General features: G+C 57.2%; 15 protein-coding genes and 1 pseudogene. 9 read left to right on the top strand and 7 right to left on the bottom strand.

The genetic code is table 11. The annotated features are described in order from the left end of the window. Position 1: 1 nt before the first annotated feature. Positions 2 to 91 (bottom strand): annotated as a pseudogene (locus RVM24_RS15265) (HD domain-containing phosphohydrolase); the annotation flags it as partial. A gap of 101 nt (positions 92 to 192) precedes the next feature. Between RVM24_RS15265 and acnA the strand changes: the two are divergent. Next, the gene (gene acnA, locus RVM24_RS15260; protein ID WP_286252343.1) at positions 193 to 2,952 is read left to right on the top strand and encodes an aconitate hydratase AcnA; all 2,760 of its coding nucleotides are present in this window, start codon (positions 193 to 195) and stop codon (positions 2,950 to 2,952) included. A gap of 93 nt (positions 2,953 to 3,045) precedes the next feature. Here the strand turns inward: acnA and RVM24_RS15255 are convergent, their stop codons facing one another. From RVM24_RS15255 to RVM24_RS15245, 3 genes are read right to left on the bottom strand one after another with little or no spacing between them, the layout of a single operon-like run. After that, positions 3,046 to 4,908: an ATP-binding protein gene (locus RVM24_RS15255; protein WP_431474309.1), complete on the bottom strand. Its 1,863-nt coding sequence runs from the start codon at positions 4,906 to 4,908 to the stop codon at positions 3,046 to 3,048. 50 nt (positions 4,909 to 4,958) lie between these two features. Then, positions 4,959 to 7,025, bottom strand: a complete 2,067-nt coding sequence (locus tag RVM24_RS15250) for a GAF domain-containing protein (RefSeq protein WP_431474308.1) — start codon at positions 7,023 to 7,025, stop codon at positions 4,959 to 4,961. Further along, positions 7,022 to 8,797: a sensor histidine kinase gene (locus RVM24_RS15245; protein WP_431474307.1), complete on the bottom strand. Its 1,776-nt coding sequence runs from the start codon at positions 8,795 to 8,797 to the stop codon at positions 7,022 to 7,024. Before RVM24_RS15245 ends, RVM24_RS15250 begins: the two co-directional genes overlap by 4 nt. Positions 8,798 to 8,891: 94 nt before the next feature. Here RVM24_RS15245 and RVM24_RS15240 point away from each other — a divergent pair, with 94 nt between their 5' ends. The 7 genes from RVM24_RS15240 to RVM24_RS15210 all read left to right on the top strand — a co-directional run bounded on the left by RVM24_RS15240 (position 8,892) and on the right by RVM24_RS15210 (position 16,898). Beyond that, positions 8,892 to 10,607, top strand: coding sequence for a diguanylate cyclase (locus tag RVM24_RS15240; RefSeq protein ID WP_230712780.1), 1,716 nt, complete (start codon positions 8,892 to 8,894; stop codon positions 10,605 to 10,607). A 10-nt stretch (positions 10,608 to 10,617) separates the two neighbouring features. Then, the gene (locus RVM24_RS15235) at positions 10,618 to 11,772 is read left to right on the top strand and encodes an HDOD domain-containing protein (RefSeq protein ID WP_230712782.1); all 1,155 of its coding nucleotides are present in this window, start codon (positions 10,618 to 10,620) and stop codon (positions 11,770 to 11,772) included. Then, complete coding sequence (locus RVM24_RS15230) at positions 11,756 to 12,163, top strand: response regulator (RefSeq protein ID WP_230712784.1); 408 nt, start codon at positions 11,756 to 11,758, stop codon at positions 12,161 to 12,163. Before RVM24_RS15235 ends, RVM24_RS15230 begins: the two co-directional genes overlap by 17 nt. Before the next feature lie 86 nt (positions 12,164 to 12,249). Next, positions 12,250 to 12,570 carry a DUF2288 domain-containing protein gene (locus RVM24_RS15225; RefSeq protein WP_061330908.1) on the top strand — a complete coding sequence of 107 codons (321 nt, stop codon included), beginning with the start codon at positions 12,250 to 12,252 and terminating at the stop codon, positions 12,568 to 12,570. A 65-nt stretch (positions 12,571 to 12,635) separates the two neighbouring features. After that, positions 12,636 to 13,544 (top strand): lysine exporter LysO family protein, encoded by a 909-nt coding sequence (locus RVM24_RS15220; protein WP_061330907.1) that lies wholly within the window; start codon positions 12,636 to 12,638, stop codon positions 13,542 to 13,544. Between the two features lie 121 nt (positions 13,545 to 13,665). Then, positions 13,666 to 14,622 carry an ABC transporter substrate-binding protein gene (locus RVM24_RS15215; protein ID WP_061330906.1) on the top strand — a complete coding sequence of 319 codons (957 nt, stop codon included), beginning with the start codon at positions 13,666 to 13,668 and terminating at the stop codon, positions 14,620 to 14,622. Then, complete coding sequence (locus RVM24_RS15210) at positions 14,619 to 16,898, top strand: diguanylate cyclase domain-containing protein (RefSeq protein WP_431474306.1); 2,280 nt, start codon at positions 14,619 to 14,621, stop codon at positions 16,896 to 16,898. The genes RVM24_RS15215 and RVM24_RS15210 overlap by 4 nt, the downstream gene beginning before the upstream one ends. Here RVM24_RS15210 and RVM24_RS15205 read toward each other — a convergent pair. From RVM24_RS15205 to RVM24_RS15195, 3 genes are all read right to left on the bottom strand, one after another. After that, a complete protein-coding gene (locus tag RVM24_RS15205; RefSeq protein WP_374812594.1) occupies positions 16,868 to 18,487 on the bottom strand; it encodes a Na/Pi cotransporter family protein in 1,620 nt (539 codons plus the stop codon). The genes RVM24_RS15210 and RVM24_RS15205 overlap by 31 nt on opposite strands. A gap of 66 nt (positions 18,488 to 18,553) precedes the next feature. Beyond that, entirely contained in the window at positions 18,554 to 19,762 is a 1,209-nt protein-coding gene (locus RVM24_RS15200) for an HD-GYP domain-containing protein (protein ID WP_061330903.1), read from the bottom strand. Beyond that, positions 19,759 to 20,568, bottom strand: a complete 810-nt coding sequence (locus RVM24_RS15195) for a TatD family hydrolase (RefSeq protein WP_061330902.1) — start codon at positions 20,566 to 20,568, stop codon at positions 19,759 to 19,761. Before RVM24_RS15195 ends, RVM24_RS15200 begins: the two co-directional genes overlap by 4 nt. A 119-nt stretch (positions 20,569 to 20,687) precedes the next feature. Between RVM24_RS15195 and RVM24_RS15190 the strand changes: the two genes are divergently transcribed. Further along, positions 20,688 to 21,518 (top strand): polyphosphate kinase 2 family protein, encoded by an 831-nt coding sequence (locus RVM24_RS15190; RefSeq protein ID WP_061330901.1) that lies wholly within the window; start codon positions 20,688 to 20,690, stop codon positions 21,516 to 21,518. Positions 21,519 to 21,521 lie beyond the last annotated feature (3 nt).

The raw sequence follows: 21,521 nt of genomic DNA, 5'->3' as shown, positions 1-21,521 counted from the left end.
CTTTTTTGTAGGGGCGTTCACTGGTCAGGGCATCGAACACATCGGCTAGGGCGACAATGCGGGCTGAAACAGGAATGGTTTCGCTTTTCAGGGCTATTCACCGGGGGAATAGCGAACATTCATCGGTGTTGAGTTGAACTATGTTCATTCGATGCAATAGTTAGTGTAGACCAAACCAAGAGGAGGCCCCGCATGTCGAATACCTCACTGAGCAAAGACAGCCTGAATACCCTCTCCACCCTGAACGCGGGTGGCAAGACCTATCACTACTACAGTCTGCCCAAGGCGGCCGACACCCTGGGCGACCTGAACCGCCTGCCGTTCTCCCTGAAAGTCCTGATGGAGAACCTGTTGCGTAACGAAGACGACACCACGGTCGACCGCTCCCATATCGATGCCATGGTGCAGTGGCTGAAAGACCGAAGCTCCGACACTGAGATTCAGTTCCGCCCGGCCCGGGTATTAATGCAGGATTTCACCGGCGTACCCGGTGTGGTGGACCTGGCGGCCATGCGCGAGGCGGTAAAACAGGCCGGCAAAGACCCGGCTCTGATCAACCCGTTGTCACCGGTGGACCTCGTGATCGATCACTCGGTGATGGTGGACAAGTACGGCAATCCGTCGGCCTTTAAGGATAACGTCGCCATCGAGATGGAGCGCAACCAGGAGCGCTATGAGTTCCTGCGCTGGGGCCAGCAGGCCTTTGATAATTTCCGGGTGGTGCCGCCCGGCACCGGTATCTGTCATCAGGTCAACCTGGAGTATCTAGGCAAGACCGTGTGGCAGAAGGACGTGGATGGCAAAACCATTGCCTACCCGGATACCCTGGTGGGTACCGACTCCCACACCACCATGATTAACGGCCTGGGCATTCTTGGCTGGGGTGTCGGTGGTATCGAAGCGGAAGCCGCCATGCTGGGCCAGCCGGTCTCTATGCTGATTCCCGAGGTGGTAGGCTTCAAGATCACCGGCAAGCTGCGGGAAGGCATCACCGCGACAGACCTGGTGCTGACGGTGGTGGAAATGCTGCGCAAGAAGGGCGTGGTGGGCAAATTCGTTGAATTCTACGGCGACGGTCTGAAAGACATGCCAGTGGCCGACCGGGCCACCATCGCCAACATGGCCCCGGAATACGGCGCTACCTGCGGCTTCTTCCCGGTGGATGATCAGACCATTACCTACATGCGCCTGACCGGCCGCGATGAAGAGTTGTTGGATCTGGTGGAAGCCTACGCCAAGGCCCAGGGCCTCTGGCGGGAGCCAGGGCACGAACCGGTGTATACCGACACACTGGAGTTGGATATGGGCGATGTGGAAGCCAGCCTTGCCGGCCCGAAGCGTCCTCAGGACCGGGTGGCCCTGAAGAACATGAAGTCGTCGTTCGAGTTACTGATGGAGACCGCTGAAGGTCCGGCCCAGAACCAGGAATCCAGGCTGGAGTCGGAGGGTGGCCAGACTGCGGTTGGTGTCGATAACAGTTACGAACACCCGGCCAGTCAGCCGTTGGAAATGAACGGAGAGAAAACGCGACTGGACCCCGGCGCCGTGGTGATCGCGGCGATTACCTCCTGTACTAACACCTCCAATCCCAGTGTAATGATGGCCGCAGGCCTTATTGCCAAGAAGGCGGTGGATAAGGGCCTTAAAACCAAACCCTGGGTGAAAACCTCGCTGGCGCCGGGCTCCAAGGTGGTCACCGATTACCTGAAAGTGGCGGGCCTGCAGGACGACCTGAATGAACTGGGCTTCAACCTGGTGGGCTACGGCTGCACCACCTGCATCGGCAACTCAGGCCCGCTGCCGGATGCCGTTGAGAAAGCCATCAACGAGGGGGATCTCACCGTCGCTTCGGTGCTGTCTGGTAACCGTAACTTTGAAGGCCGGGTGCACCCGCTGGTGAAAACCAACTGGCTGGCCTCGCCGCCCTTGGTGGTGGCGTACGCTCTGGCCGGCAACGTGCGGCTGGACCTGACCAACGACCCGCTGGGTACCGACAAAGACGGTAACCCCGTGTACCTGAACGACCTCTGGCCCAGCCAGGCGGAAATCGCCGAGGCCGTCGAAAAGGTGAAAACCGACATGTTCCGCAAGGAATACGGCGAAGTGTTCGAGGGCGACGACATCTGGAAATCCATCAAGGTGCCGGAAAGCAAGGTGTATGAGTGGAGCGACAAGTCCACCTATATCCAGCATCCGCCGTTTTTCGAAGGCATGGGTGAGCAGCCCGAGGCCATCGAGAACATCAAGGATGCCAACATCCTGGCTCTCTTGGGTGATTCGGTCACCACTGACCACATCTCCCCGGCGGGCTCCTTCAAGGCCGATACGCCTGCCGGCAAATACCTGCAGGCACACGGTGTGGAGCCGAAAGACTTCAACTCCTACGGATCCCGCCGGGGTAACCATGAGGTGATGATGCGTGGCACCTTCGCCAACGTGCGCATCCGAAACGAGATGCTCGATGGTGTGGAAGGCGGCTTCACGAAGTTTGTGCCCACCGGCGAGCAGATGGCCATTTACGATGCCGCCATGAAGTACCAGGAGCAAGGTACACCGCTGGTGGTGATTGCTGGCAAAGAATACGGCACCGGCTCCAGCCGGGACTGGGCCGCCAAGGGCACCCGCCTGTTGGGCGTGAGAGCTGTGGTGGCGGAATCCTACGAGCGCATCCACCGCTCCAACCTGATCGGCATGGGGGTGATGCCACTGCAGTTCCCGGAAGGGGTTGATCGCAAGAGCCTGAAACTCACCGGTGAGGAAACCATCAGCATCGAAGGGCTGTCTGGCGATATCAAGCCGGGCCAGACCCTAACCATGTCGGTGAAATACAAGGATGGCTCTACCGAAACCTGTGAGCTGAAATCACGCATCGATACCGCTAACGAGGCGGTGTATTTCCAGCATGGTGGGATTCTGCACTATGTGGTTCGGGAGATGTTGAAGAACGCCTGAGGTATTGCGGGCCAAACAGGAGGCTGGGGCTCTGTTTCCAGCCTCCTTTAACATTTTCCGAAGCCCTTCGTATTCCATTGGTTTCGTCTTTGTCTACTCTGCTTCGGTTAACTCCAGCCAGAACGTGGCACCCTGCCCGGGGCGGGAGGTGAAGCCAACTGACCCATGCATTTTGAGCATCAACTCACGGGTAATGGCCAGGCCGAGTCCGGTTCCAGCTTTTGAGCACCGGCCATCGGTTTCGGCCTGTGCGAATTTTTCAAACACTGATGGCTGGAATTCGGGCGGAATCCCTTTGCCAAAGTCCTGTACCTTGATTCGTACCTTGTGGTTTTCTGTTTCGGTATAGACAAGCACGTCAGAATGCTCTGGTGAAAACTTGATGGCGTTGGAAAGCAGATTGTTCAGGGCCTGCATCAATCGTCGTTTATCGGCGGTCACTTTAACATCGGCAAGCTGTCGGATCTCCACGGTCACTTGATGATCCGAAGCATAGTTTCCGATATTCTCGACACACTCACGCACCAGGTCAGAGACTTGAAGGGCTTTCATATCGAGTGTCATTTTGCCGGCGATGAGCTTTTCGATATCGAGAAGATCATTCACCAGGTGAGTGAGCTGTTCGCTGTTTCTGTGGGCAATCCGGGTCAGCCGAAGGGCGCTGTCAGGAAGCGTTCCTGCAGCCTGGTTGGCCAATAATCCAAGGGCCCCGGAGATGGATGTCAGTGGCGTGCGCAGCTCATGGCTTACCGTGGAAATGAACTGGTTCTTGAGCCGTTCTGCTTTTTTCTGCTCTGACATATCCTCAACAATCAGCCAGACAACCGGTTTTCCGTCTGTGGTGATGAGGTTCAGACCATGCAGCATGATCGGCTTGAGCGCACCAGTGTTGTCTTTAACATAGCCCTGTCGGCCGTTAAGTCTCTCTGATCTGGCCAGCGTCTCTGTCAGACCCTCACAATCGGTGCTGAGGTTCCCATATTCATCGAACGTTTTGTTGAAAAAAGCCAGTGAACGAGGATGTTCACCAAGGATACTTTTCAGGCTTGGGTTGGCTCGCAATAGCTGATTGCTTGACGCATCGAACAGTGCAATGCCGACCGGGGCAAGTTCGAACAGGCCCGAAAACCATTGTTGCATTTGCCGATCTTTGAGCAGCAGACGGGTCAGCCAGAAGGTTGCAGCGGTCACCAGTAACACCAGTAATGCGAGTATCCCGCGCAACAGCAAGGGCTGCGGTGGCTGATCTGGCCATCCGGCCTTCGGTTGTGCGAATAAATGCCAGCTGGTGCCGTGCATGTCCAGCGCATTATAAACTGGCCATTTCCAGCTAGCCTCCTGGGTACCGAAAAAGATGCTTTCTGAGTTGGATGGGTCAGAGGACGTCGATAGCACTAGCTGTGCCTCCTGCATGATGATGCCCAGGTTGACCGCTTCATAGAGGCTTTGAAGGTCCAGGATGACGGACACCACGCCCCAGAACTCACCGGAATCGGAGCTAAAAATCGGAATTCGGGCTGCCAGTCCCTGGCCACCTTGAACCAGATTAATGGGGCCACTGAACACCGCGCGCTCCGTTTCCATTAGCATGCGAACCTGTTCGGCCGGGAGGCTTTGCGTTCTCAGGTCCAGACCAATGGCGGCTTCATTTCCCTCCAGGGGGTAGATGTTGTTAATGACAAAATCAGGCGCCAGGCCGATATTTCTTAATTCAGTGGCCAGCCGGAAAATAACGGCGGCCAGTTCTTGAAAACGAGCCTCGCCAAGTTCCGGTTCAACCGAGACACTGGCTGCAAGGCCCCAAACCGTTTTTATGTTCTGTAAAATCCTGCCTTGCAGATCCAGGGCCAGGTCATCGATCTTTGCTTGCCATTCCTGGCGCACCTCGGTTTTTAAGCGTTCTGTGCTGACCCTGTCCACGGTGATGGCAACCGACACCATTAGTATCAGAACCATCCAGCGGGCCATCCAGATGAGTGATCGGAATCGCCGATCGTCAGCGTTCCTCATTTTACAGGCTCAGCCGGTTGCTCAAGGGGCAGTTCAAGCCAGAAGGTGGCGCCTTTGCCTTCTTCTGACTCGAAATCAACGCTGCCACCCATTTGCGTCATGATTTCCCGCGTAATCGCCAGCCCCAGCCCGGTACCCTGCCTGCCCCTTGTGCTTGAACTGTCGGCCTGTGCAAATTTCTGGAAGATGTGAGGCCGAAAGCTCTCGGGAACTCCCGTACCGTGGTCTGTGATCGAGATTCTGATGTGATCAGTGAATTGTTTGGTAGAGATCTCTACATAGGCGCCCTGCTCTGAAAACTTGGCAGCGTTCGAGAGCAGGTTGGTCAGTGCCTGGCTGAGGCGCTGTGGATCGAACCAGGCCGTTATATCTGAGTGATTTTGTTGCTGGACAACCTGTATTTGCCGGCTTTCCAGATAAGGCGCCAGGCGCTCGATCGATTCCTCGATAACCGGGGCAACAGGCTGCCTGGTTGGGTGCATGGGCATGCGGCCGGATACCAGTTTTTCAATATCGAGCAAATCATTGATCAGATGTTTGAGTTGTTCGGTGTTTCTGAGGGCAATAGACGCCATCTGCTGAGCTTTCTCGGGTAAAGGGCCCAGAGAGCCGCTGTTGATAAGGCCCAGTGAGCCGGCGATCGAGGTCAACGGTGTGCGAAGCTCATGGCTGACCGTGGAAATAAACTGGCTTTTCATTTCCTCGATCTTGTGGCGCTCATCGATGTCTACGATGTATCCGTGCCATAGCACGCTGTCATCGGGTAGTCGCTCAGGTCGCGCCTTACCCTCTACCCAGCGCCAGCTATCGTCCTGCCAGCGAATACGGTATTTCTGGATCCATGGTGTCAAATTCTGCGCAGATGACTGTATCGAATCGGCGACAATGGGCAAGTCATCCGGGTGAATACGTTCAAAGGCCGGCGAAGCATCCTTGGCAGCCTGCTCTGCGCTGATCTGGTAAATGGCCTGAATCCCGCCACTGGTGTAGGGAAAGGTGCTATGGCCGTCGGGCCACAGGCGATACTGATAGAGCATTCCTGGCGCGTTAGCGACCAGTTTGTCGAGTACTTCCGTGTGTTTTTGCTGCTGAATGATGTCGGCGATCCAGCGGCCAAGAAGGTTGACGAATGTCTTTTCCGTTTCCGTAAACACTGGGCGACGGGGGATGGTCGAGGAAAAGTTCACCGTTCCGAACAGTTCATCATCGATCCACACCGGTGCTGCCAGATAACTCTCCAGCTGGAATTGCTGATAACACGGGTGCTCGCTGAAGCGTGAACGCCCCATATGATTGATGGCAAGGACGCTACCCTGGGCCGCCAGGAGTGAGCAGTAGGTCTGCTCCAGCGGGAATGTAATGCCGTTCTCCAGAGACGTCGGATGCCGCTCGTGGTGCCAAAGGACCGTGTACACGCCGCCGGTGATATTGCTGACAATGGCGGTTTCCAACTTGAGATACTGATTGGCAATCGCCAAAGCGCGCTCGATGCGCTGAGAGACGCTGCCATTGGAGTCCAGCGAAATGTCGTTCAGGATATTCAGTGCCTGGGTTCTCTCCGCATAGTAGGTCCCCAGCTCCTGATACTGAAATTCCCGTTCGACCAGATCAGCAAAATCGCGCAGTGTCTTTTGATCGTCGCTGGAAAAGGTTCTCGGCTTCCTGTCGATCAGGCACAAAGTGCCCAAACGAAAACCATTCCGGTCCTCCAGCGGTGCACCGGCATAGAATCGGATGCTGGGCTCGCCAGTGACCAGGGGGTTGTCTGCAAATCGTTCGTCCTGCAATGCATTCTCAACCACGAAGGTATCGGCGCCGAGAATTGCATGGCCACAGAAGGAAATGTCGCGGGCCGTCTCGCGAACGCCGAGGCCATAGCAGGATTTGAACCACTGGCGATCCCTGTCAATCAGGGAGACCAGGCATATAGGCACATCAAAGGTTTTGGCTGCGAGCCTGGTAATTCGGTCAAATCGTTCTTCCGGCGGTGTGTCCAGCAGCTGAGCTGCTTCAAGGGCTGACAGCCGTAAAGTTTCATTTTGGGGCCGGTCAGGCGTTCTCATAAATGTTCCTCGCCCTGGTGATCGGCTTCAGGAAGCTCCAGCCAGAAGTGGGCGCCATTTGAGTAATCGTAGCCCACCTCACCGGACATCAAATGTGCAAGTTCCCGGCATATGGCAAGCCCCAATCCGGTGCCGGCTTTGGCCCGGTTAGAGCCAGCTTCTGCCTGGGCAAATCGTTGGAATAATTGCGGTAAGAAGTGTTCGGGAACTCCGTCTCCCTGGTCTGAAACGGTGATGCGCACAACCCCGGAGGTTGTGGAGCTTGCTTTAACAGTAACTACGCCACCGCTTGGCGAGTGTTTTACGGCGTTGCTGATAAAATTATCAAGGACTTGGCGCAGCCGGGCCGGATCCGCAAACACGCTGAGGCTGTTATCGCTTTCGGCAACAATTCTCACGGAGTAATGCCTGGCCATCGGCTGGTTCCCGGTACACGCAGCCTCAATGGCTTCAGTAAGGTCGATGTCACGGATCTGGACGCTGAGTTTGCCGGCCACGGCTTTTTCAAAGTCCAGAAGGTCGGTAATCAGTGATTGCAGCTGCTGGCCGTTGCGCAAAGCCAGCTCAACCATGGCTGAGGCTTTCGGCGGCAACTCGCCGGCGGAGTTGGATTGCAGTAGCTTAAGAGCGCCATTGATAGATGTCAGCGGCGTGCGCAGTTCATGACTGACGTTCGACACAAACTGGTTTTTCAGAAGGTCCAGCGCTTCTCGCTCTTCCATCAGGGTGTTGAACGCTTTCGCCAGATTTCGGGTTTCTGCGGGCCCTTTAGTGGTTAACCGCTGGGCAGAAGAGCTGTCTTCCGCCATCTTTTTTATTTTTCCGGACATGTCGCCCAGTTGTCGGGTAGCTGCCATAGACACTACATAAGTTAAAAGCAGCAATGGCAGCATTGCCAAGACGCTGATCCAGAGAAAGCTGCGAAACGAAGCCCGGGCGGGCTGAGTAGCTCGCTCATAAGGTGCCGCGCTCAGGAATAACCAACCGAGCCGATCCAGGTGGTGAGTGGTGTACACCCAGTCTTGTCCGGAGAGATCTGTGACCACGCCGAAAGATATCCCTGATAAGGCCGCGTCGATCAGTGGATCTTCGCCGGGGTTCGGAAGGTCGGGTGCCGGTTGCCCCTTCTGCATCGCATCTACCTGAACAAAGTTTCCTGTATCCAATACCTTGAGAATAGTGCCTTCTTCAGCCTTGAGCTCTGCAGGAAGAATGCCTGCTTCTGCCAGGTTGATCGTGCCCCCGGCCAGCCCGAGTAAGTCGCCATCATCACTTTCAATCGGAGCGAGAAACGACAACAGTGGCAAGCCGGTTGTCCGTCCAATAATTGGCCGGCTGACAATCGGCGTACGGGCTTGCATGGCCCGTTTGAAATGGGGGCGATCAGCGTAGGAAGTCCCTAACCGATTGGGTACAAAACGGTTCTCAGCGACGGCGACGCTCTGGCCATCAAAAATCAGTAGCCCGCCGCCAAACAGCCTTTCCAGGGTAGGTTGGCGCCCCAGCATCGTTTGGAGTTGCGGCAAGGGTAACAGGTTGCCGCCGTCCGTCAGCACGCTGGCAAATGCGCCCAGCGCGTTCAGGCGTATGGTCAGTTCCTCGTTTACCCGACTGGCCACGGCCGATGTTTTCAGCGCCTGGCGCTCCGTAAGTACCTGCTCGAAATCGCGAACCAGTCTGTCGTAGGCAATAAAAAGAATCAGAGCTACGCTGATAACAATGCTTGAGCTGGTAATCAGGACAACACGGGCGTTGAGGCTTAAAGTTCGCAAGAAAGGCCCTTAGACGAATAGATGTCGTAGATAAAACATGCTTTCATGAGAATAGTGCACTAGATGCTGTGAATAAAATAGTGAGGAATGCCTTTTGAGTAATATAGCCGTTGATCATTTGCAGGAACGTCTGAGGCGTCTGCAGGAACGGTTCTTGGAGCGTGCCCGGGGCGACATTGAAACGCTGTCAGGATTTGCGAGCTTGATTGATCAGCAACAGCTGCCGCAGTCTGAGCTGGACAAGTGTTATCAGTTGTTGCACCGGATGGCGGGTTCTTCGGGGACATTCGGTTTTCCGGAACTCGGACAGGCGGCCAGGGCGATAGAAAAGCAGATGAAGTCGTGCCGTGAGTCGGCGGCCGACAGCGGTGCAAGTGCGCATGACGTGGTGTCGGTTTCTGTAGAACTTGCCGATGAACTTCGACATCTTGCCAGGCTACTGGAAAAGGCTCCTGAAATGACCTCTGCCGCGGGTGCTCAGGCAGGGGCTCCAGCCGCAGCGGATTCATACGACGGGGCCCATGGCATGCAGGTCAATGTCATGGCCCTCGGGCATAGCATTGATTATCTGGCTGACCTGGTTAAATCGTTAGCCGTCTACGGTTTTTTCTGTGAATCGGGCTCTATTGATCGCCCGAGCGACGTTGCTGCCCGCCTTACAGAGCTCAACAACGCTTCGATCCTGCTGTGTGTGGATTCAGAGCTTGGCGACGTCATGGACTTTCGTGAGCAATACCTACCGAAAGCCGAGCATCGCAGATTCCCGGTGGTATGTGTTGGCCACGAGGACTCGTTCGAGACTTTGTATCGGGTCGCAGAACAGGGGGCAACTGCTTATTTCTGTGAGCCGCTGGACATGCTGGAACTGGCAGAACGGATCGAGTCACTGGCGTTGGAACGAGGTTCCCGTCCCCAGGGCCGGGTGTTGATCGTCGACGATGATCTGGAGCTGGGAGAGCACTATTGCCTGGTGCTCAAGCAGGCTGGCATCATTGCCCGCCTGGTTTCTGACCCGGCGGACTTGATGTCGGAACTGTCGGCGTTTGAGCCAGACCTTGTTCTGATGGATGTTCAGTTACGGGATTACTCAGGCGTTACGCTTGCCAGGCTGATACGTTACGAGCCGCGCTGGTTGGGTTTGCCAATTGTGTATCTGTCATCGGAAGACAATCCTGAAAACCAGCTGGATGCGCTGTCTAAAGGCGCCGATGAGTTTCTGGTGAAGCCGGTCACCGATGATTACCTTGTTCGGTCGGTGCGGATTCGTTGTTACCGCGCCCGCCAGTTATCGGACCTGATGAACCGTGACAGCCTCACCGGGTTGCTCAAACATTCGCTGATCAAACAGGAAGTCGACCGAGAGCTGGCCCGCTGTCGCCGCGCCGGTCACACTTCGTGTGTGGTCATGCTGGATCTGGACCACTTCAAGCGGGTAAACGATACCTGGGGGCATGGTCAGGGCGATATTGTTATTCGTACCCTGGCCAATTTACTGCGCAACCGGCTGCGCGAGTCTGATGTAATCGGGCGTTATGGTGGCGAAGAGTTTCTGTTGATTCTGCCCGATTGTGAGCCGGCGGTGGCGGTGAAACTCATCGAAGCCATTGGTAAGAGTTTTGCCGAACTCGTGTTCTGGGCAGGGGATGACAGTTTTCAGGTTACCCTGAGTGCCGGCGTCGCGTTAATCAACGATTTTCCTGTTTCCGATCAAGCCATCGAGGCCGCTGATCAGGCACTTTACCAACGAAAACGGGGTGGGCGTAATGGTGTTACGCTCTATGATCCGTCTCCTGTTGGAATGACATCTTGAGAGGTGCCTGTTGAAAGCATTGATACTGGAAGACGACGAGCTGGTGGGTGAGCTGCTTGAAACGGTCGTGGCGGGCATTCATCAAGGGGCTAACGTTAGTCTTGCGCGATCTTTGAGCGAGGCCCAACAACTGCTAGACAGTGATGGCCGTTACCAGTTGTATCTTATTGACTGGCAGCTGCCAGACGGTTCCGGGCTCGATCTGGTCAAGCGAGTGCGCGCTGGTGATCGTGACGTACCTATTGTGATGGTTTCCGGGCGTTCTGATCGGGAATCGGTACTCAGGGCAGCCCACCATGGTATCAGCGGATACATTAGCAAGCCCCTGGATGTACTGCTGTTGCACGAACGTCTGACCAAGCTGGTCCCTGCCGTCGAGCTTGGTCACGGCTCCGCAGATGAGTATTTGAGGGCGTCGTTAAATTCGGTGGTTCAATTGCCGACGGACATCGATCCTGCGGATGTACTGGAGCTGATCGGCAGGCAGCAAGAATTGTCACCGGCTCAGCTGGCGGAGCGCTGGCGTGAGGAAGCGGCGCTGACGGCCCGCCTGCTGGACGTGGCTAATAGCAGTTCATTTCGGCGCACGGGCAAGCCGGTTGAATCCCTCCGGGATGCCATCAGCAATATGGGCGTGGCCATGGCGTTGAATCAAGCCCTGGCGCTGGCACTGGATGTGGCCGGTAAGATAGACAATCCGGACCTGCAGGCTCAGGCCAGAGCTTTCCACGACATGGCATTGCAGGTGTCGCGTGAGGCTCAAAAACTAGCGATCGGGCTGGGGAAGTCGCCCTCTTCATTTCAACAGGCGGGGCTCCTGAGCCGCTTGGGAGAGATGGCTGTTCTGAAAGTGTTGAATCAGTTCACGGCAGAAGGAGGCTCGCTGAACGGTTCAGAGGTAGAGCAGTGCATTGGCCAGTGGTCTCAGGATTACGGCAATCGCCTGAAAGTACACTGGAAGCTGCCGCTGAGTCTGAGAGATATGATTGGCGCGGTGCATTTTTTGCCCAAAGACAGTACCCGTGAAGATCGCCTGGTGATGCGGGCCGCCGCATTGATTGCAGGGGGGCAGTCAGACAGTGATGACTGTCAGCGACTTTTGCGGCGTATTGGTCTGGAACTGAAACCATCCACCGAGGAGTCGCAGTATGGCGTCCGTTCCTGAAGCATCGCTGAATAAAGTTCTGTATGTGGAAGACGATCCGGATATACGGGCCATTGCCGAGCTCGCATTGCAGGATGTGGGTGGATTTAACGCAGCACTTTGCAGCTCTGGCCAACAAGCCTTGGAAGTGGCTCCTGAGTTCGAGCCGGATCTGATTCTTCTGGACGTGATGATGCCCGAAATGGATGGACCTGAGACCATGCGGAGATTAAGAGCTCTGGACGCGACACGATCCACACCGGTGATTTTTATGACTGCCCGTATTCAGAGCGCTGAAATTCAAGAATACCTGGCATTGGGGGCCATCGGTGTTATTCCCAAACCCTTTGACCCGATGACGCTCGCGGATGATATTCATCGAATAGTGAAAGAAAATACGCAAGGGGCATGATTAAGCGCAGGCCGTGACGAGTGCGTGATTGGCCAATTTGCGTTAGGCTGGCGCGCCTGAATGAGTAGCTGCTTAGTTGAGGTGTTATGTCTTCTTCTGAATCCCCTGACGAAATCAAAGCACGGCTGAACCTGGAAACCTCCCGCATTCACTGGCACGAGCTGCAAACCTATTACGCCCGCGGCCAGGTGGTGCGGGTAGCACCGGAGCTGGATCTGTTGAACGTGGCGGCCGAACTGACCGCCGACAACAAGGCGCAGTTCGAGCACTGGATGTCGGGCGGCCAGGTAGGGGAGGTCGCGCCCGATCTCGCCCGCGCCTGGTACGATCGCAATGCCGAACTCTGGGCCGTGGTGATTGCCCCCTGGGTGCTGGTTCAGGACCGTTCTGGCCAGGGCCTGCATTGACCCAGTCCTGTTGCCGGCTCACGAAGCCGGTTTCCTATATTGTCTAACCTGCCCGTGAGGGGTTTATGCTGACCGGTGCGTTGCTTGTTCTGGCGCCTTTGTTCCTGGGCTTTGCCATAGCGCTCTCTAACCGCCGTCTGATGACGGTAATACACTATACCGTGGAAGCCCTGGTCTATTTCATTCTGGCTCTGCTGGGTCTTGGTCTTGGTCAAATGGATGGCCTGCTGGACCAGTTAGGCACCATGGCTGCTCAGGTGGCGGGGTTGGTCATGGTGCTGCTGGTGGCCAACATGGTGGGCCTATGGTTGTTCCACCGCTGGCAGCCTATGTCCACGGGAGAAGAGGCGGGGCAGGAGAAGCCGAGTTACCGCCGGTTGTTCCTCGCCGGTTTGAAACCGTTACTGGCGGTTGTCGCTGGGGCCCTGGCCGGCTACTTCCTGTTACCGCAACTGCCGCTGGTTGACGATGTGGCTACCTGGGCGCTTATGCTGTTGCTGTTCTTTATCGGGCTGCAGTTGCGTAACGCCGGGTTGTCGCTCCGCAAATTGCTGATGAACCGACAGGGCCTGGGCATTGCGCTGGCGCTGGCGTTGAGTTCCCTGCTGGCGGGCCTTTTGCTGATTCCGTGGCTGGGTGTGCCGTGGCACCAGTCCCTGGCTCTGGCCTCCGGGTTTGGCTGGTATTCGTTGTCTGGCATCGTGATCGGCGATGCCCTGGGGCCCGCCTGGGGTGGCGTGGCCTTCCTGAACGATGTGCTGCGGGAAATCATCGCCCTTGCCATCATTCCGCTGGTTATTGGTGCGCGCCCGGCCATGGCCATCGGCTACGGTGGTGCAACCGCCATGGATTTCACCCTTCCCGTTATTCGAAGCAGCGGCGGCCTTGCCTGTGTACCGGTGGCGATTGCCTCCGGCTTTTTACTGTCGTTTCTGTCGCCGGTGTTAATGGGGATCTTTCTGGCTTTGGGTTGAGCGGCAAGAATCTGATGACATTCAGAATCTGAAATTGACCCGGTGCAATGCTTTGGTCAGATTTACCGCTATAGTGGCTACGTATTAGTATCCGAATAATCGATGCCGCTCCGGAGCCTGAATGAACCGCCGCCAATTCCTGCAACTGTCCGTTGCCGCCCTTTCGGCTCTGGGGCTGGCCGGTTGTTCAAAATCCGCACCGTTGCGTACTGGCATTCATCCCTGGATTGGTTACGAACCCCTGTACCTGGCGGAGGAGTTTGGCTGGCTGCCGGATTCCGTTCGGCTGGTCAAACATTCGGCAGCCAGCGACTCCATGGCGGGCCTGCTGGCCGGCGAGCTGGATGCCGCTGCCTTGACCCTGGATGAGGCGTTACGGGTCTATGCGGAGGGCGTACCCCTGCGTGTGGTAACGGTTACCAACGTGTCTGTTGGTGCCGATGTCCTGATGGTCAAACCCTCCATCACCAGTCTTGCCGGGCTCCGGGGCCGGCCCATCGCCGTCGAACTGGGTGGCGTCTCGGGGATTATGCTGTTCTCTATTCTGGAGCGGGCCGGCTTGAGCACCGATCAGGTTTCGTTGGTTGATCTGCCGGTGAATCGCCATTTGTCCGCCTGGCAAAATGGCGATATTGAAGCGTCGGTATGCTACGAGCCGACCGCCTCGGTGCTGGAGCAGGCCGGAGGTACCCGGTTATTCGACAGCAGTCAGGTGCCCGATACCATCTTTGATACCCTGATAGTTACTGAGGCAGCCGCCCGCCGAAAACCCGGTGCGGTGCGTGATCTGGTGTACGGCTACTTCCGGGGCCAGCATCACCTGGTGCGCAGCATGCATGATGCAGTGTATCGAGTGGCCACCCGTCAGGGAATAACGCCGGATTCGGTGCGCCGGTCCCTGGCCACGGTGATGCTTCCGGAGCTTGCAGCCAACCAACGATACCTGGCGCATCATGGCCGGATTGAGGTGGTCGCGAAACGACTGTCCGGCATTCTGGTCCGCGAGGGGTTGATGGCCAGCCATCCTGTTTACGAACGCCTTTGCGACCCGTCATTCCTGCCCCGGAGTTTGTCATGAACCGGCGGTGTTCCCGCACGCTTATTCTGGTGCTAGGCCTGCTGGCCGGGCTCTGGGCACCGTTAGCCGTGGCCAAGGGGGCGGTCACTCTGGGGATTCTGTCTTACCGGCCAGAACCGGTGATCCAGGAACGTTATAGCCTGCTGGCAGAGTATTTGAGCCAGGAAACCGGATTGGAGGTACGGCTGTGGGTATTCAACCAGGATGACATGAACCGGGCGCTGGCCTCGAATCGGGTGGATTTCTTTTTGACCAACCCCAGCCACTTCCTGATGATTCGCAGCGAGCGCAGCCTGACCGGGGTGCTGGCCACCCTGCAACGGGAGTGGCAAGGCCGTTCCACTGGCAGTATTGGTGGCCTTATCCTTACCCGCGCCGAACGCAGTGACATCGATCGCCTGGCAGACCTCAGAGGCAAAAGCATAGCTACCCCGGGTATTCATTACCTCGGTGGCTTTCAGGCAGCGGCGCTGGAGCTGAGGGATGCGGGTGTGGACATTCTCCGCCACAACCGGATGGTGCATCTGGGTAATCACGACCGAGTCATTCGAGCGGTATTGACCGGCGATACCGATGTCGGGTTTGTCCGAACCGGTATATACGAAGAACTCATCCGGGAAAATCCGGCGTTGGCAAACAAGCTGAAAATGATTCATGTGCAGACACTGACCGGCTTTCCGTTTTCGGTGTCTACCCGGCTATATCCTGAGTGGCCGCTGGTCTCTCTACCTCATGTGGATAGTCGGATTGTGCGTAGGGTGGCGTCTGCGCTGTTTGCTCTGGAACCTGGTCATCCTGCCGCACGGGCGGCAGGCCTGGCGGGATTCTCGCCTCCAGCCGACTACGAGTCAGTTGAGGATGTGGCCCGAACCCTGAAAGTGGCGCCCTATGACCAGGTGCCGCGAGTCACCTGGGTGGATGTGCTGAACCAGTATCGGATCTGGGTGCTGACGGTTGCGGTACTCTTTGTAATGCTCGTGGTCACCAGCCTCTGGCTAAGCCGCAAGAAGCGCCAACTGGCTACCGAGGAGCGGCGCCAGCGTGAGCTCATTGGCAGCTGGCCCCAGCCGATGCTGATGATCCGTAACGGGGAACTGATCAATTGCAACCGTGCCGCCGTGGATCTGGTGGGTTACACCTCCGAGGCATCGCTTTTAGGTAAGGGCTTGCCCACTTTCTCGCCCCATGCGCAGCCGGACGGTACACCTTCCCTGCAAAAAGCGGATGCACTGATCAGGCGGGTAACGACCGGAGAAGTGGCACAGTCCGAGTGGATGTTCGTGCATTCGGACGGTTCCGATGTCTGGGTGGATATGACCCTGGCGCCGGTCTATGAGCACGATCAGGAGAGCCCTTCCATTCTCTGTTCCTGGTACGACATTACCCGCCGTAAGTATGCAGAGGAGCGCCAGCGACTGGCCCTGCGAGTGTTTGAGAATGCCCGTGAAGCTATTTTTATCACCGATGCCCACGGTGTTGTCATGGACATCAATGAAGCCTACTCACTGATTACCGGGCGGGACCACAAGGTGGCGGTGGGCAGCCTGCCACCCATGCCCATGGACGAAGGCAGTGCCATCCTGATTGCGGCGCGTAAGCACGGCGTCTGGACCGGCGAATTCTCCAGCCGGCATCGGGATGGTCACGCCATCGTGCTCAGCCTCACCCTGAGCAGCGTGTTCGATGAGCAGGGGCAGCTCAGTCATTTCGTCGGGGTGTTCAGTGATGTCACCCAGCTTAAGGAAACCGAGAAACAGCTGCGCACCATGGCGCACTATGATTCACTGACCGGCTTGCCGAATCGGGTGCTGTTCTCGGACCGTCTGCAGCAATCCATGGCCCAGGCCCGCCGGCAGAACTATCAGTTGGCGGTGATTTACATCGATCTGGATCATTTCAAACCCATCAACGATGCCTTCGGGCACCACGCAGGGGATGGTTTGTTGGTGGAAGTTGCCCGCCGCATGCGTTCAACCCTGCGCGAGGAAGACACCCTGGCCCGGCTGGGAGGTGATGAATTTGCCGCCATCGTGGTGAACGTCGCCGACCAGCAAACCCTGGAGGCGTTGCTGGTGCGCATATTGACAAAAATTGGCGATCCCGTGTGGGTGGCAGACCACAGCGTTGAAGTATCTGCCAGTCTGGGTTACACCGTTTACCCACAAAACGCGGAGCTGGATGGCGACCAGCTGTTACGCCAGGCAGACCAGGCCATGTATCGCGCCAAACGGGAGGGCAAAAACCGCTACTGCAGGTTTTCCGACTCCGGCAGCTGATGCTGGGCGCCATTGAGCAAATGGGTGGCCGGTTGCCATTTCAGGGCCTTGCTCCACTGGTCATTGAGCCGCCGTACAGAACTCAGGGTATCCAGAGCCTGGTCCCCCAGGGCGGTGCTGAAATCCCGCCGTACCATCATCTGCAACATCGCGTTTTTCAACCGGTGGTAAGTGCCCTCTGCCTCGGCAAGCAACGCCTCAGCCGGGCCTTCTGATGCGACCAGCTCCCGGATGGTATCCAGATAGTGCTCCAGTGTCTCAGCTTGCTCGGCAAACTCTGTCCGGTGGCTTAGCTGCCGCAGCTGCAATAGCCGGGTGGTCAGATCAGTGGCTTCGGCCAGGTAGCGGCAGGTGCGGATGCTGATGGTCAGGGCATCCACCACCGACGGGTGCATTTTTTCCGCCCTCAACCGGCCGATATAGTCAGTGATCGCCTGGTTCAGGTTGCGGATGGCATCGGCTTTCGGCCGGATATCGGCTTCGGTCAGGCTCTCCCGATCAAGACACACCCTCAGCAGGCCCCGGCTATGGCCGATCAGTCGTTTCATTTCCTGGTCCACCGCCCCGATCGCCAGTTCTGGCGTGGTGATCAGGGTATCGTCCAGATAACGGGGCACGGCGTTATCTTCCTCCTTGCTCCGGAACATCCGGCCCAGAAACCGGGCAAAGGGTTTGGTAAACGGCAGCATAATGGCCGCCCCCAGCACATTGAACAGGGTGTGGAACAGCGCCAGAGACACAGCGGGGTTGGCTTCCAGGTTCAGCCAGTCGGTCAGCATCGCCACGGTCCACAGCATCACCGGCAGGATTATCAGGGCGATGGCGCCGGTAAACACGTTGAACAGGATATGGCCAATCGCCAGCCGGCGGGCATTGGCGGTGGCTTTGAGGGCCGACAGGGCAGCCGTAGAAGTGGAGCCCAGGTTGGCGCCGATCACCGCTGCTGCCGCATTGTCGAGACCGATCAAGCCACCGGCTGCAGCGGTCAGAACAATGGCCAGGGCGGCGCTGGAGGATTGCGTCAGAACCGTGGCCAGAAACCCGATGACCAGAAACGTAAACAGGCCGTAATCCGGGCTGATAATACCGCCGTCGGTAAAGCCTCCGGCCAGGGATTCCAGTGCGGTCTTGAGAATCGACAGGCCGAGGAAAAACAGCGCAAAGCCCGCCAGCGCCTCCCCCAGGAACTGGTTCCGCTGATTGCGGCTGATCATCTTGAAGCCGACACCGGCGGCCAGCAGCGGCAGCGCCAGGGCTTCGATCTTGAACCCGAACCCCACCAGGCTGACCAGCCAGGCGGTCATGGTGGTGCCTATGTTGGAACCGAAAATGACCCCGAGAGACTGAGCCAGGGTCAGCAGGCCCGCGTTGACAAAGCCAATGGTGGCAACGGTAACCGCCCCGGAATGCTGCACAATACCGGTGATGGCGAAGCCGGCCATCAGGCCCCGCAGGGGTGTCCTGGTCCAGGTACCTAACAGGTGTCGTAACTGGTGGCCAGCGGCGTTCTTCAGGCCGGTGGTCATCATTTCCATGGCCAGCATGAACAGCGCCAAGCCACCGAGAATCTGGAACACGGATGAGATCATGGTTCGGTTGTCGTTGTGGTTTGCGGATTAGTGGCGAGTGTAGCAGAGGTTGGCCGGCGCGATGCCTCAGGCCAGGAATTTGCGCACATCCAGTTTGTAGTCTTCCGGGTCCACCGCCCGGACAATCCGGTCCTGATTGCCGGCGCGGGATAGATCGATGGTTTCCACTGTAATCGGTAGTCGAAACCGGGTGTGGTACATCACCCTTACCACGGGCAGGCGCTGATCCTGATCGTTGGTTTCCACCACCACCCCCAGCCGTCCACTCTCAAGCAGCACCAGCGAGCCCACCGGGTACAGGCCGATGCAGCGGATAAACTGTTTCACCAGTTCCGGGTCCAGATGGTCACCACTCCATTCGAGCAGTTTTTTCAGCCCCTGGGACGGCGTCATACCCTTGTGATACACCCGGTCGGAAGTGATGGCGTCGTAAACATCGGTGATCGCTACCATACGCCCGTATTCGGTGATTTCTTCGCCCTTGAGACCCTCCGGGTAACCACTGCCATCCAGTTTCTCATGGTGCTGAGCAGCGGTAATCACGGCGATTTCGCCGATGCCTTCGGTGCTGGCAAGAATGTCCCTGGAGTGCCGGGCGTGCAGTTTCATCACCTCAAATTCTTCCGCCGTCAGGCGGCCGGGTTTATGCAGGATGTCATCGGGGGTGAGGATCTTGCCCAGATCGTGGAGCAGGGCGCCCACCACGGTTTGATGCAGTACGTCTGCCGGCAGGTTACGGTAGTTGCCGAACAGCGACATCAGCACACTGAGGTTAACGGAGTGTTCCAACAGGTAGTTGTCTTTCTCGCGGATGCGGCCAAGGCAACTCAGGGCGTTGGCGTTTCTCAGAACGGAGTTTTGCAGTTCGTCGGCCAGTTGGTGAATGGGCGCGATATCAATGGCGGCACCCATTTTGACGTTGTTCATGAAACTGCCTACCAGGCCTTGGGCCTGGCTGTGAATCCGCTGGGCGATGACAATCTCTTCAGTCAGGGCAACCTTGTGCTGGATGCCCGGGCGCTGTTCACCTGCCTTCTGCAGGGCCTGTTCATTGCGCCGGTCCACTTCCTGGGCGGTCTCAGCGTCCTGGGAGTCCAGCCCTTTCTCAACGTCGATATAGACGTATTGGACCCCCATCCTGCGGATTTTCTCGATGGTCTCTTCCCGCTTGATCACCCCTTTCTTGCGTTGGGTGTTATGGGGAATCCAGTCGTTATTCAGGTCGGAAATGTACATGCCGACCTTCAACGCAGCGATGGGAATGCGTTTGATCATGGTTGTGGGAAGAACGTCCTCAGGCTGTTCTGGTAGGTCTGGGTTAAGACCTGGTCGAGGGGGAGATCCTTCACCTCGGCGATTTTCTCGGCAACAAACGGCAGATAGAACGGGGCATTTTCCCGGCCACGGTAGGGTACCGGCGTCAGGAAGGGTGCGTCGGTTTCCAGCAGAATCTGCTCGATCGGGGCCATGCGTACGATATCCCGAACGTTTTCCGCCTTGTTGAAGCTGGTGATGCCGTTAAAGCCCAGGCACCAGCCCTGATCCAGCGCATAACGGGCCAGCCCGGGGCCGGAGGTAAAGCTGTGAATCACGCCCCGGCGGGTCAGGGTCTGCTCAAACTCCTGCAGGATGGCAATGGTGTCGTCGTCTGCGTCGCGGCTGTGAATCACAACGGGGCGATCGTTGTCGCAGGCAATCTGCAGCTGGCGACGGAATACCTCCCGTTGCACGCCCCGGTCGGCATTGTCGTAGTAGTAATCCAGACCGATCTCGCCAATGGCGACGATTTTGTCGTCCCGGGCGTGTTCGCGGATTTCCGCCTCCACTTCATCGGAATAGCTTTCCGCTTCGTGGGGGTGAATGCCCTGGGTGCCGTACACCCAGGGCTCAAGCTGGCTTAGTTCACGCACAGCAGCCAGGTTGTCCGGCGACACGGCAATGGTGATCACCCTTTCGATGTTCACCTTGCGGCTCTGTTCCAGGGTCTCGGCCAGCGGCCGATCCTTGAGGTAATCCAGATGGCAGTGGGTCTCGATGATCGGGTGATCAAATACGGGAATCTCACGACGTTTCTTACTCATGCCTGGGGTCTATGCTCCATCACAGCCGTCGCTTGGCTGCTATTCTGAGAATTGAATCACGTCAGTTTATCACCTTGGGTGATTGTTGCATTGCATCGTGCTGATAGGGAGTTTCCTTGATGGAGTATACGGCGTTCGCACGAACATGGTTTCTGGACCCGAAAAAACCGGCGCTGGGTCGATACCCCAGTCTGCTGGATGACGATGAAAAACTGCCGGCACTGGAGGCGAGCCTGGAAGATATCGGCGAGTACCAGCGCCGGCTTTGGGCCAATGGTCGGAAAGCCCTGTTGCTGGTGATACACGGCCCGGATACCAGTGGCAAAGACAGCCTGATTCGTACACTTGCTACCTATGCCGATCCCGCTGGCTTTCATGCCTGGTCGTTCAGCCGGCCCACAGCAACAGAATCCGCCCATGATTTCCTTTGGCGTGTCACCCCTTTGTTGCCGGCCTACGGGCAGATGGTCGCCTTCAACCGAAGCCACCACGAAGCGGTGATTGCGGAACGGGTTTGGCCTGTGCGGGCTGAGGAAACCTACGACTGGCAAGCCCGGTACCGGGCGATTCGGGATTTCGAGCAGCACCTGGTCAGTGAGGGTACCTTTGTGGTGAAGGTCTGGCTGAACCTGTCCGAAGACGAACACAAGCGAAGGTTGCTAAAGCGCCTGGACAAGCCTCGTAAACGGTGGAAGTTTGACCGCTCCGATATCGAGGGCTGGAAACTGCGAGACAAATACCAGGCGTATGCGGAGGAAGCGCTGGCAGCCACCCATTCCAATGAGGCTCCCTGGTTTATTGTGCCCGGAGATCGCAAATCCGAGGCCAGGGCCGTTGTCGCAGCCCTGGTGGCCGAAGTTTTGAAGCAGCTGGCACCGGATTATCCGGAGGAGCATCCGGATGTACTGGAAGAGTATCGGACCCTGCTGGCTGAGAATGGCGTGGAGTAACGG

Source organism: Marinobacter sp. KM021, from assembly GCF_050707965.1.
In the GTDB taxonomy this organism is placed as follows: domain Bacteria; phylum Pseudomonadota; class Gammaproteobacteria; order Pseudomonadales; family Oleiphilaceae; genus Marinobacter; species Marinobacter shengliensis.
This window is presented reverse-complemented; position numbering and strand designations above follow the sequence as displayed.